Raw genomic sequence first — 12,277 nt, forward strand, 5'->3', positions numbered from 1 at the left:
CAGCAAAATTGCTTAAAATAACATACACTTTTTGATTGTATTTTATAAAATTTTAAATTACAACATTTTCTTACATTTTATTCTTTTTTTCTATCAATTAAAACAGTATAATAGTTATTTTCTATATATATTGATTTAATAATGATTCTTATTATACAATGAAAATATGCGTCAAATATTATTTTATGGAGGTTTTATAAGAATATGAAATTCAAAAAATTGGCATCATTAATCTTAGTTTCGGCATTAATGCTTACATTCACAGCTTGTAGTTCTAATGATAAAGATAAGTCTAGTGGAGGAGGAGAAAGTAAATCTGGTGGAACTGTTGTAATTCCTATGGCAAGTGATCCTGACATAATCAATGGAGCTTTTGCAAATGTTAAAGAAGATTCTCTTGCATCAAATATAGTTTATGCTCCTCTTTATACTTACGAAAAAGGAAATTTAGTAAATTATCTAGCGGAAAAAGTAGATTTTAAAGATAGTAAGGAGTTAACTATAAAATTAAAATCCAACTTAAAATGGCATGATGGAAAACCAATAACTGCTGAAGATGTTTTATTTACATTCAATACAGTTTTAGATGAAAAACAAAATTCACCATCAAGACAATACTTATTGATAGGCGAAAAACCAGTTAAAGTAGAAAAAGTTGATGATTTAACTGTTAAGATTACCTTACCAACTGCAAGTGAATCTTTCTTGTATGGTATATCTAAAATAGCTCCAATACCTAAACATATATTTGAAGGAGAAGCAAATATAGCTAAATCAGAAAAAAACAATAATCCAGTTGGTTCTGGGGCATTCAAATTTAAAGAATGGAAAAAAGGTGAAAGCATAGTATTTGAAAAAAATGCAGATTATTTTGGTGGAGAACCTAAAGCAGACTCTATCGCATTAAAAATAATACCTAATGAAGCATCTCAAGAAGCAGCTTTAAATAATGGTGAAATTTCAATTATGAAAACATCTGCTGAAGGATATGAAAAAGCAAAATCAAATTCAAACTTACAAACTTATACTTATAGTGAAGAAAGATTAAATTATATTGTATTTAACCAAAATATAGCAAATATGGCTAATAAAGAAGTAAGACAAGCATTATCATATACTTTGAATAGAAACGAAATGATAGAATCAGCATATGGAAAAGAAGGTTCTGTACCTGCTAAATCTATATTAGTTCCAGAAGCAGACTTCTACACTGAAGAAGGTGTTGAAGGATATAACCAAGATACAAATAAAGCTAAAGACTTATTAGCTAAAAGTGGTGTTAAAATTGATAAATTAAAAATAGGTTATAACACAGGTAGATTTGGACATAAAAACTATGCTTTAGTAGCTCAACAAGAGTTGAAAAAAATTGGTATAGAAGCTGAAATAGTTCCTTATGAAAGTAAAGCTTTCTTCAATATATTATTTAGTAATGGTACTGAATGTGATATGTATGTAAATGGATATGCTTGGGGATTAGAGCCAAATCCATATAGAGGTATGTTTGAAACTGGTCAATACTGTAATCAAACTAAATATTCTAATACTGAAATAGATGCTTTATGGGAAAAAGGATTTACTGAATTAGACAAAGAAAAACGTAAAGAAATATACAAACAAATACAACAAGATATATCTAAAGATGCACCTATTTACACTATAGATTATGAACAGAATTTAATGGCAGCTCAAAAAAGTTTAAAGGGAATAGAAGATGCTAAACCATCTCCTGCAATATTATTTGAAGACTGGTCTAAGCTATATGTAGAATAATTTATGTAAAATTTTATATTATTAATTAAAAAGGGAGATGTCTAAAAATAATATGGCAACTTTGAACTTAGTGTCCATTGCATTGTTTTATTATTCTAAAACGAGACATCTCCCTTAATTAGGAGAATTCATTTATGTTGAAATTAATATTAAATAGAGTAAAAGTTTTAATACCTATGTTAATCTTAATATCTATATTATCATTTGGACTTTTAGAATTAGCTCCTGGTGACCCAGCAGATGCGTATATAAATCCTTTAATGTCTGCACAAGATATTGAAAATATAAGAGTTAACATGGGACTTGATAAACCAGTATACATAAGATACTTAAGTTGGTTAAAAAACACTTTAAGTGGAAATCTAGGTATTTCTTATATAAACCATATGCCTGTTACAGAACAAATTATGGAAAAGATGGGAAATACATTTATTCTTATGGGAACTTCTTTAATATTTTCAATATTAGTAGCTATACCTCTTGGAATATTTTTAGCTGTAAATAAAAATTCAATAACTAGTAAAATATCATCTATCTTTAATTATATAGGTGTTTCTATTCCTTCTTTTTGGATAGGTATGATACTCATTTCAATTTTTTCAGTTAAATTTAACGTTTTTCCATCAGGAGGTATGCATACTATTGGAAATGATAGTCTTGGAGATTTAGTAAAACATTTAGTATTACCTGTAATAACTTTAGGCCTATATAATACAGCTATTTTTACAAATTATGTAGAAGCTAGTGTAAGTGAACAATTAAAAAAACAGTATGTTGTTACAGCAAGAGCAAAAGGATTATCAGAAAAAGTCATACTCTTTAAACATGTCTTGAAAAACTCACTAACATCATTAGTTACAATTCTTGGTATGAGTATACAAAAATTAGTTACTGGTGCATTTGTTACAGAAGTAGTTTTCTCTTGGCCAGGTATGGGTAGACTAATGATTGATTCGATTTTTTCAAGAGATTATACCATAATTATGGCAATAACTATGCTATCAGCACTCTTTTTAATTTTAGGTAATCTAGTTGCTGATATATTATATCTATTAATTGACCCTAAGATTAAATCCAGCAAGGGAGGGTTCTAACTATGTTTACAAACATTCTAAAAGAATTAAAAAAAGACAAATCCTTTGCTTTTGCATGCATTACTCTCAGTATAATCATCCTATTAATTATAGCCTCTTTTACATTAAATATAGACTCTAATGCAATTGACACTACTTCTAAACTTCAAGAACCTACTTTAAAACATATTTTTGGTACAGATGAACTTGGAAGAGATTATTTTTCTAGAGCTCTTTATGGTGGAAGAATTTCACTTAGTGTTGGTATTTTATCAATGATTATTTCTATAGTATTTGGTACTGCTGTAGGTGTTATTAGTGGATATATTGGAGGTAAGTTGGACCAATTCTTAATGAGGATAGTAGATATGCTTATGAGTATCCCTAGCTTCTTAGTTTTGATTGTGCTAAATACTTATTTGACACCTAAAGTTTCCACTATTATACTAATTATTGGGTTTTTAAGTTGGATGGAAGTCTCAAGAATCGTCCGCGGAGAAACGTTAAAAATAAAGGAAAATGAATACTGTATAGCTGCTAAAGCTACAGGTATTAAAACTAGAAATATACTATTAAGACACATAGTTTTAAACTTGAAAGAAACTATTGTAGTTGCAGGCTCATTAAATATTGCTAATGCTATCTTAACTGAATCTGCTCTTAGTTTTTTAGGTCTTGGAATACAATTACCTCTTGCATCATGGGGTAATATGCTTCAAGATGCTCAAAGACATATTTTTGATAAGTTATATTTAGCTGTATTTCCAGGTCTACTTATATTTTTAACAGTTATGAGTTTGACTATAATAAGTAAAAAGTTTTCTAGTAATACTTAATAATCCTTATGTAGAAAAACAAAATAAAAACAGTGACTATCCATAGATACTCACTGTTTTTATTTTTTATTTTAAAAAGATATATTTTGTATATTATAATTTTCAATACTAATTCACCATGATATGTAAAATCTATTATCGCCTATCATATATATAGATAAAAAACTAATAGTTTATTGTAATTTTTAAAAATTTGTTTGCTTTTTTTTGTTATTTTAATAACATTTTTATAATTTCTTTTTACTAAAGAAATCTATAATAAATTTAAATACATGTTCATCTACATGGCTGTAACGTTCTTTCTTAGGTCTACATAGTACAACTTTCCATGTAATAGGATGATTAAATGGTCTTTCTATAATTTTACTATTCTCAAAGAAATCGTGGACTGGTGATGGTAGAATGGTTATAAAGTCAGAGTTTGTGGTTGATAACAATAAAAAATCCCATGATCCAGACATGATGTATCTTTTTAACTTTACATTTTCATCAGTAAACTTTTGCATTAACTTATGATGTATCATAAAAGTAGGATTAAATATTGCAAGTAACTGCTCATTCAAATCGTTCCAGTCTATCTTATCTTTTTTAGCAAGTGGATGATTTACATTTAAAAAAGCTGTAAGTTCATCTTCTTGAAGCACATGTTCAGTCACTACACTTTTATCAATTTTATGTGGGTGTAATAGTACTGCATAATCTAATTCTTGTAAGATAAGCATTCTATTTAAATCATAGGCTCCCTTCTCTACTATGTCAAATTCTATATCTGGATTGTTTGCAACTAGCTGTGCAACTACATCTGAAAAGGCTATTCCAAGTATAAGTGGTGGTATTCCTATTCTAACTTTACCTTTAAATTGAACTGAATCTTCCCTTAAATCTTCCATCATGTTTTTGTATTCATTTATAATATGTTCTGCATTTACATAAAATCTCTCTCCTGCTGGTGTTAACCCATTTAATCTGCCTTTATACCTCTCAAATAAATATACATCTTCACTTTCTTCGAAATTTTTTATGATTTGACTCAGTGCTGGTTGAGATATATGAAGTGTCTTAGATGCTATTGATAAATTAAAACCAGATTTCACTATCTCAACAAAATATTTTAACTGTTTTATGTCCATTTTAAACCACCTTTCTCAAAAGTATAGTTTAGATTATATTTTTTCTTATAATAATATTCTATAGGAAAATCAACATAATTTCATTAATATTTTAACAAAATATTTTTCTAAACATGCCATAAATTTCTGTCCTATAAATTTTTCTTATACACTATATAAAAAATTAGACTTAGACAAAACGCTTTTTTCGCCGTAATCTATAATTAGAAACAGGAAAACCTAAAGCATTAGGAATAAAAATAATCGAAATACTTAAAATCAAGCTTGTATTAGAAGTAATTTATTATAGTGTTCCATAATCTTTTTATTCAGAAAATTTTTAATCATCATTCAAGAAAGGTAGCTATTAGACATGAAAAATGTAGTAATCGTATCAGCAGTCAGAACACCTATAGGAAGTTTTGGAGGGGTATTTAAAAATACTTCTGCTGTCCAACTTGGAACTATCGCTGTTAAAGAAGCGATATCACGTATAGGTCTTAATTTATCTGAAATAGATGAAGTAATAATTGGAAATGTATTACAAGCAGGACTTGGACAAAATGTCTCTAGACAAATTGCTATAAATGCAGGTATACCAAATTCTGTCCCAAGTTATACAGTAAATAAATTATGTGGCTCAGGACTTAAAAGTGTTCAACTAGCTGCTCAATCAATCTCATCTGGAGAAAATGATGTAGTCATCGCAGGTGGTACTGAAAATATGAGTCAAGCTCCTTATATTGTCCAAACTGCTCGCTTTGGTAGTAAGATGGGCAATATAACTATGGTAGATAGCATGTTAACTGATGGTCTTATTGATGCTTTCAATCAATACCATATGGGGATAACTGCAGAAAATATTGCCACTAAATTTGAATTTACTAGAGAAATGCAAGATAATCTAGCATTAGAAAGTCAAAATAAAGCTGAGAAAGCTATAAAAAGCAATCGTTTTAAAGACGAAATCGTTCCAGTAGATATTTTAGTACGCCGTGGTAAGGTAGAGACCATTGATACAGATGAATATCCTAAATTTGGTATGACATTTGAAGGTTTATCTAAGCTTAAGCCTGCATTCAAAAAAGATGGCACTGTAACAGCTGGAAATGCATCAGGTATCAATGATGGTGCAGCTATGTTGATATTAATGAGTCAACAAAAAGCAGACGAACTAGGAATTAAACCACTTGCTAAAATAAAGTCATATGCATCGGCTGGTGTTGAACCTGAAATAATGGGTACTGGTCCAATTCCTGCGACTAGAAAAGCACTAGAAAAAGCTGGACTTAATATTAATGATATAGACTTAATAGAGGCAAATGAAGCATTTGCTTCTCAAGCACTAGCTGTTAAAAACGAACTTCAAATAGACTCATCAAAGTTAAATGTTAATGGTGGTGCAATAGCATTAGGACATCCAATAGGAGCAAGTGGTGCTAGAATACTTGTTACCCTACTTTATGAAATGCAAAAACGTAAAGCTAAAACTGGTCTTGCAACGCTTTGTATTGGTGGCGGTCAAGGAATATCAATGGTGGTTTCACGATAGGAGGAAATATGAATAAAATAGTTAGCATCAATGAAGCTCTATCTCATGTAAAAGATGGAGATACAATAATGGTTGGTGGATTCATGGCTAATGGTTCACCAGAAAGTTTGATTGATTATTTATGCAATGAGAATATAAAAGATTTAACACTAATTTGTAATGATACTGGCTTTATTGACAGAGGTGTTGGAAAAATGGTTGTAAATAAGCAGTTCAAAAAGATAATTGCTTCCCACATAGGATTAAATAAAGAAACTGGTAGACAAATGAATAATAATGAAACAGAAGTTGAATTGGTTCCTCAAGGAACTCTTGCTGAACAAATACGTGCAGCTGGTTATGGCTTAGGAGGTATCTTAACACCTACTGGTATTGGTACTCTTGTTGAGGAAGGAAAGCAAAAAATCGTCGTAGATGATAGAGAATACCTTCTTGAAAAGCCAATTCATGCAGATGTCGCTCTTCTATTTGCATCAAAGGTTGATAAGGCAGGTAATCTCGTTTATAAGGGTTCTATGAACAATTTTAATAATTTAATGGCTTCAGCTGCTAAGATTACAATAGTTGAAGCAGATGAAATAGTTGAAATTGGCGATATTAACCCAAATGAAGTTACTACACCAGGTATTTTTGTGAATTACATCGTTAAAGGGGGTAATTTATAATGGATAAATTAGAAATACAAGAATATATTGCAAATAGAGTTTCTAAGGAATTAAAAGATGGAGCTGTTGTAAACCTTGGTATAGGTCTACCAACTAAAGTAGCAAATTATATTCCAGATGATGTAAACGTTATCTTGCAATCTGAAAATGGTTTTCTAGGTTTAGGAGCAGCTGAAAATAGTAATTTAAGTGATGAAACCATTGTAAATGCTGGTGGTCAGCCAGTTACTATACTTCCTGGAGGGTGTTTCTTTGATAGTGCTACATCTTTTGGAATAATCAGAGGTGGTCATGTAGATATAACAGTTCTTGGTGCACTTCAAGTTGATAAATATGGCAATATAGCAAACTATATGATTCCAGGTAAGATGGTTCCAGGTATGGGAGGAGCTATGGACCTAGTAACTGGAGCTAAGAGAGTTATTGTAGCAATGGAACATACTTCAAAAGGTTCTGCAAAAATATTAAATAATTGTACTCTCCCACTTACTGCAACCAATGCTGTAGATTTGATAGTTACTGAAATGGGAGTTATGGAAGTAACATCAGATGGAATTTTACTTAAGGAAATAAATCCTGCTTTCACATTGGATGATGTTATTTCTGCTACTGAAGCACCTTTAATATTACCAGATTCATTAAATGGAAACATATCTGTTGTTTAAATTGATTAAAAATAAAAATAATTTAAATTATTTAAAATATTAATATAAAAATAAAATAAAATTGGAGGAAATGAAAATGGTTAAAGATAAAGTTGTATTCGTAACAGGAGCTGCAAGTGGAATAGGTAAGCAAATAGCTGAATCATTTTTAAAAAGTGGTGCTAAAGTAATGTTCTCTGACATAAATCAAGAAGCCTTAAACAAGGTTACAACAGAACTACAAAAAGAAGGCTATGATTGCATGAATGTAAAGTGTGATGTAACTAAAGAAGAAGAAATTAACCACGCTATAGACAAAACTGTTGAAAAGTATGGCAGATTAGATATATTAATAAACAATGCTGGACTTCAACATGTTTCTATGATAGAAGATTTTCCAACTGATAAATTTGAATTTATGATAAAAATAATGCTAACAGCTCCTTTTATAGCTACTAAAAAAGTATTCCCTATAATGAAAAAACAAGGATTTGGTCGTATAATAAATATGGCTTCAATCAATGGTGTAATAGGATTTGCTGGTAAAGCTGCTTATAACTCAGCAAAACATGGTCTTATAGGCTTGACAAAAGTTGCTGCCCTTGAAGCTGCTGATTCTGGTATAACAGTTAATGCTTTATGCCCTGGATATGTAGATACTCCACTTGTTAGAGGTCAGTTTAATGACCTTTCAAAAACTCGTAACATACCATTAGAAAATGTCTTAGAAGAAGTTTTATACCCACTTGTACCACAAAAACGTCTATTAGATGTTCAAGAAATTGCAGATTATGCTATGTTTTTAGCAAGTGATAAAGCTAAAGGAATTACAGGACAAGCTTGCCTACTAGATGGAGGATATACTGCACAGTAGATTATATTTAGGGCTTGAAGAAACTATTCTTCAAGTCCTTCTAATAAGGAGGTATATTTATGAGTATTATCGCACCAATTGGTATAATTATTGGTATTATAGCTATTATATATTTTTCAGTTAAAGAAATTCATATAACTATAGCTGCTCCAATAGCAACTTTAATAGTTGTTCTCTTAAATAGAATGGATATTGTAACATCTATGCTAGGTGCTGGTAAAAATAATTACATGGGAGCACTTGGAAACTATATAATGAGCTATTTTGCAATATTCTTATTAGGCTCAATACTTGCTAAATTTATGGAAGAAAGTGGAGCCACTGTATCTATAGCAGATTTTATTTTAAGCAAATTCGGCTCTAAGCATCCTTATAGAGTTTTAGTTGCTATATTCATAGTAAGTTTTATATTAACATACGGTGGTATAAGTTTATTTGTAGTTATGTTCGCAGTCATTCCACTTGCAAGAACTCTATTTAAAAAACTTGATATTTCTTGGAACCTTATTCAGATACCTCTTTGGCTTGGAATTGCGACAATTACTATGACTATGATTCCTGGAACACCAGCCATTCAAAATGTTATTCCTATTCAATATCTAAATACTTCTCTTACTGCAGCTATTATACCAAGTATTGCAGGTAGTATCGGTTGTGCTGTGTTTGGACTTGTCTACATGAAATATGCTCTAAACAAAAGTATTAAAAAAGGTGAAACTTATGCAACTTATACTTCAGAATCAGAAGAAGAATCTTTAGATAGAGAATTACCAGGATTTTTTGCCAGTATTTTTCCTCTATTAGCACTTGTAATTATAGCAATAGTTGGAAGTACTTTTGGTTCAGAGTTTTTGAAAAAAAATGTAATTTACATAGCTTTAATAGTTGCAATTCTTTTATCTGCATTTTTATTCCGTAAATTTTTATCATCCAAGATACAGACACTGAGCATAGGAGCTAGTGGTTCTATAGGACCTATATTTGCAACATCTTCTGCTGTTGCATTTGGAGCAGTAATAATGACCGCACCAGGTTTTAATGTCTTCAGTAAACTTATTATGTCAATACCAGGTAGCCCACTTATAAGTCTTACTGTATTAACTTCAACAATGTCAGCAATAACAGGTTCATCTTCTGGTGCATTGGGAATAGTAATGCCAAACTTCGCAGATTATTATTTAAGCACTGGTCTGAATCCAGAATTAATTCATCGTGTTGCTACAATAGCTTCAAATATACTTACTATAGTTCCACAAAGTGGTGTTTTTCTTACATTCTTAAGTTTATCTAAGTTAACACATAAAACTGGATTTAAAGAAACTTTCATTGTAGTTGCAGTTGGCTCATTAATAGCAGAAATCATAGTAATTACGTTAGGATTACTTCTATATTAAACTAAAATATATTATAATTTATCATATAAAAGGTCATCTATTCTAGTAGATGACTTTTTTATTTCTCAAAAACTTAAACAATGATAATGTATTACTGATATTAAGTCATATATTGAATAAATCTCAATAACTATATAAAAAATTTTATAGTAGCCATAAATTTACATGGTGAGATTATTATAAAAATATTTTTTTCTCTATACTAGTAATTCCATACTATACAGATTTATAACATAAATTATCGAATGCTCCTAAATATACCTATTTATTCCATGTATATTTTTTTTACATATCTTTACAGTAAAAAAATGCTTGTTCTTATGTTAGTATAGATGCACGGGTACCCCTACACTAAAGGTTACAAATTAGTAACATTTTTAGAATTTTTAGATTGAGAGGTGTTTATAATGAGAAAAAATATACCAACAAAATTAAAAACTATGTTAGCTTTAGGAGTGTTAACCTTAGCTACAGCTTCTAGTGCTGTTACTGCAAGTGCTTCATCACTTGAAAACAATGTAAATCTAAGTAACAAAAGTTTAGTATACAGTAATACTAAATACAAATTTTCAGCAAAACCAAATTGTTCTGTAAAACCAGAGCTTAAGCCTGATAAAGATAATTCTTGCAAAGATAAGAATCATAATGACAAGAATTGCAATAACACTAACAAACCTGAGGACAATAATAATTCAGGTTCTACTAATAAGCCTGAAGATAATAATAACTCAGGTTCTACTAATAAACCTGAGGATAACAATAATTCAGGTTCTACTAATAAACCTGAGGACAACAATAATTCAGGTTCTACTGATAAACCTGAGGATAATAATAACTCAGATTCTAACAAACCTGAAGATAACAATTCAGGCTCTACTAATAAACCTGAGGATAACAACAACTCAGATTCTAATAAACCTGAAGATAATGATAATTCAGGTTCTACAAATGGAAATTTTTCAGCTTATCAAAAGGAAGTCGTTGACTTAGTAAATATAGAAAGATCTAAAGCTGGATTAAATCCTCTTACACTTGATTCTTCTGTATCAAATGTTGCTACAAAGAAATCTCAAGATATGATTGATAACAATTATTTTTCACATAATTCTCCAACTTATGGTTCTCCATTCGACATGTTGAAGAAGTTTGGGATAAGCTATAAAACAGCTGGTGAAAATATAGCTATGGGTCAAAAAACTCCAAAAGAAGTTGTAAATGCATGGATGAATTCTGAAGGTCACAGAAAAAACATACTAAATCCAAATTTTAGTAAAATAGGTGTTGGAGTAGCACAAAAAAGTGGTGGTTCAATTTATTGGACACAAATCTTTGTAGGATAAAATACTCTTTTTCAATATACATCAAAAGAGTATCTCTAAATGATTAAAAAAATCACAAATGAGGTACTCTTTTGTATCTATATTCAAAACTATTAAATACAAATAAATACAGTATAAACAGTATTTAATAATATATACTTTAAAAGTCATTCGTAAAAAAATCAAAGCTTCCTTCAGGTGCCATTAAAGTTTTCTCTAAAATTAAACTTAATGCTTTTAATTTACTATTTCTTTCTTCTTTATCCCAAGTAAAAGTACCTGGGTCAAGTAAAAACGTGAAAACAGATAAAATTATTTCTGCCTTTTTACAAAAAGGGCCAAAGAAAACCCACTACAGCCTATCTAGCATTTATAATAGCTTACACTCTTGAAATGTTTGGTATACCAATGAGTATGTATTTCGTAGCATGTTTTTTTGGCAAACAATTACCAGATGGCATCTTATGTGGACATACATTAAATCAATATATTGGTCACCTCAGAATGTATATATGTATAATCTTAAATGTCATAGGTGCCTTACTAGTGGTTTTGGGCTGGAGAACAATATATAAAAAATATTGGAGATATGAGAATGGAAAAGGAATATTAGTAACAAAAGGAATTTATAACCATATAATACATCCACAATATACAGGGTGTTTACTAATAACACTTGGTATAATATTTGAATGGGCAACTATTCCTCTTTTAATCATGTGGCCTATACTAGTAATTGTATAATTATAGATTAGCAAAGAAAGAAGAAAATGAGATGATAAATGAATTTGGAAATGATTATATTACTTACTGTAAAAAAACTGGAATGTTTCTTCCTAAAATATCACTAAAAAAAGATATTCAAAATACAGAAACAAAATTTTAATATTTTATAGAAAAAGGAGGTGTCTCAGATGAATTTTTTAGTTCATGAGACTCTCTTTTTTGTATGAAATCAAATATATTTTTATCATTTCAACAATAAAAAAGAGCTTATCTCTATTTTGAGATAGCCCCTTTTTATTAAATCTATACTTT

12 protein-coding genes are annotated in these 12,277 nt (G+C 29.8%); 11 read left to right on the forward strand and 1 reads right to left on the reverse strand.

Annotated elements, in window-relative coordinates; translation table 11 throughout:
• Positions 1-204 precede the first annotated feature (204 nt).
• The 3 genes from ACTG45_RS14815 (at position 205) to ACTG45_RS14825 (ending at position 3,682) form a co-directional block, all read left to right on the forward strand.
• Positions 205-1,773: an ABC transporter substrate-binding protein gene (locus tag ACTG45_RS14815; RefSeq protein WP_479919267.1), complete on the forward strand. Its 1,569-nt coding sequence runs from the start codon at positions 205-207 to the stop codon at positions 1,771-1,773.
• A gap of 134 nt (positions 1,774-1,907) precedes the next feature.
• Positions 1,908-2,867 (forward strand): ABC transporter permease, encoded by a 960-nt coding sequence (locus tag ACTG45_RS14820; protein ID WP_021385424.1) that lies wholly within the window; start codon positions 1,908-1,910, stop codon positions 2,865-2,867.
• Positions 2,868-2,869: 2 nt separating this feature from the next.
• Positions 2,870-3,682 carry an ABC transporter permease gene (locus ACTG45_RS14825; protein ID WP_021385410.1) on the forward strand — a complete coding sequence of 271 codons (813 nt, stop codon included), beginning with the start codon at positions 2,870-2,872 and terminating at the stop codon, positions 3,680-3,682.
• A 227-nt stretch (positions 3,683-3,909) separates the two neighbouring features.
• Here ACTG45_RS14825 and ACTG45_RS14830 read toward each other — a convergent pair whose 3' ends face one another.
• Positions 3,910-4,812 carry a LysR family transcriptional regulator gene (locus ACTG45_RS14830; RefSeq protein WP_021385361.1) on the reverse strand — a complete coding sequence of 301 codons (903 nt, stop codon included), beginning with the start codon at positions 4,810-4,812 and terminating at the stop codon, positions 3,910-3,912.
• 352 nt (positions 4,813-5,164) lie between these two features.
• Between ACTG45_RS14830 and ACTG45_RS14835 the strand changes: the two genes are divergently transcribed.
• The 8 genes from ACTG45_RS14835 to ACTG45_RS14870 all read left to right on the forward strand — a co-directional run bounded on the left by ACTG45_RS14835 (position 5,165) and on the right by ACTG45_RS14870 (position 12,125).
• Positions 5,165-6,343: an acetyl-CoA C-acetyltransferase gene (locus ACTG45_RS14835; RefSeq protein WP_021385519.1), complete on the forward strand. Its 1,179-nt coding sequence runs from the start codon at positions 5,165-5,167 to the stop codon at positions 6,341-6,343.
• Positions 6,344-6,351: 8 nt separating this feature from the next.
• Complete coding sequence (locus ACTG45_RS14840; protein WP_479919268.1) at positions 6,352-7,008, forward strand: CoA transferase subunit A; 657 nt, start codon at positions 6,352-6,354, stop codon at positions 7,006-7,008.
• Positions 7,008-7,673, forward strand: a complete 666-nt coding sequence (locus ACTG45_RS14845) for a 3-oxoacid CoA-transferase subunit B (protein ID WP_479919269.1) — start codon at positions 7,008-7,010, stop codon at positions 7,671-7,673. The genes ACTG45_RS14840 and ACTG45_RS14845 overlap by 1 nt, the downstream gene beginning before the upstream one ends.
• Positions 7,674-7,749: 76 nt before the next feature.
• Positions 7,750-8,526, forward strand: a complete 777-nt coding sequence (locus tag ACTG45_RS14850) for a 3-hydroxybutyrate dehydrogenase (RefSeq protein WP_021385548.1) — start codon at positions 7,750-7,752, stop codon at positions 8,524-8,526.
• A 59-nt stretch (positions 8,527-8,585) separates the two neighbouring features.
• A complete protein-coding gene (locus tag ACTG45_RS14855) occupies positions 8,586-9,920 on the forward strand; it encodes a GntP family permease (protein WP_021385488.1) in 1,335 nt (444 codons plus the stop codon).
• A 407-nt stretch (positions 9,921-10,327) separates the two neighbouring features.
• Positions 10,328-11,260, forward strand: coding sequence for a CAP domain-containing protein (locus ACTG45_RS14860; protein ID WP_479919270.1), 933 nt, complete (start codon positions 10,328-10,330; stop codon positions 11,258-11,260).
• A 393-nt stretch (positions 11,261-11,653) separates the two neighbouring features.
• Positions 11,654-11,983, forward strand: a complete 330-nt coding sequence (locus ACTG45_RS14865) for a methyltransferase (protein ID WP_479919271.1) — start codon at positions 11,654-11,656, stop codon at positions 11,981-11,983.
• Positions 11,976-12,125 (forward strand): methyltransferase family protein, encoded by a 150-nt coding sequence (locus ACTG45_RS14870; RefSeq protein ID WP_479919272.1) that lies wholly within the window; start codon positions 11,976-11,978, stop codon positions 12,123-12,125. Before ACTG45_RS14865 ends, ACTG45_RS14870 begins: the two co-directional genes overlap by 8 nt.
• Positions 12,126-12,277 lie beyond the last annotated feature (152 nt).

It is taken from the genome of Clostridioides sp. LIBA-7602 (assembly GCF_056688945.1).

Bases quoted from the DNA above. Each gene is read 5' to 3' on its own strand.
- ACTG45_RS14815 (WP_479919267.1), top strand. From the start codon at position 205: ATGAAATTCAAAAAATTGGCATCATTAATCTTAGTTTCGGCATTAATG.
- ACTG45_RS14820 (WP_021385424.1), top strand. From the start codon at position 1,908: ATGTTGAAATTAATATTAAATAGAGTAAAAGTTTTAATACCTATGTTA.
- ACTG45_RS14825 (WP_021385410.1), top strand. From the start codon at position 2,870: ATGTTTACAAACATTCTAAAAGAATTAAAAAAAGACAAATCCTTTGCT.
- ACTG45_RS14830 (WP_021385361.1), bottom strand. From the start codon at position 4,812: ATGGACATAAAACAGTTAAAATATTTTGTTGAGATAGTGAAATCTGGT.
- ACTG45_RS14835 (WP_021385519.1), top strand. From the start codon at position 5,165: ATGAAAAATGTAGTAATCGTATCAGCAGTCAGAACACCTATAGGAAGT.
- ACTG45_RS14840 (WP_479919268.1), top strand. From the start codon at position 6,352: ATGAATAAAATAGTTAGCATCAATGAAGCTCTATCTCATGTAAAAGAT.
- ACTG45_RS14845 (WP_479919269.1), top strand. From the start codon at position 7,008: ATGGATAAATTAGAAATACAAGAATATATTGCAAATAGAGTTTCTAAG.
- ACTG45_RS14850 (WP_021385548.1), top strand. From the start codon at position 7,750: ATGGTTAAAGATAAAGTTGTATTCGTAACAGGAGCTGCAAGTGGAATA.
- ACTG45_RS14855 (WP_021385488.1), top strand. From the start codon at position 8,586: ATGAGTATTATCGCACCAATTGGTATAATTATTGGTATTATAGCTATT.
- ACTG45_RS14860 (WP_479919270.1), top strand. From the start codon at position 10,328: ATGAGAAAAAATATACCAACAAAATTAAAAACTATGTTAGCTTTAGGA.
- ACTG45_RS14865 (WP_479919271.1), top strand. From the start codon at position 11,654: ATGTATTTCGTAGCATGTTTTTTTGGCAAACAATTACCAGATGGCATC.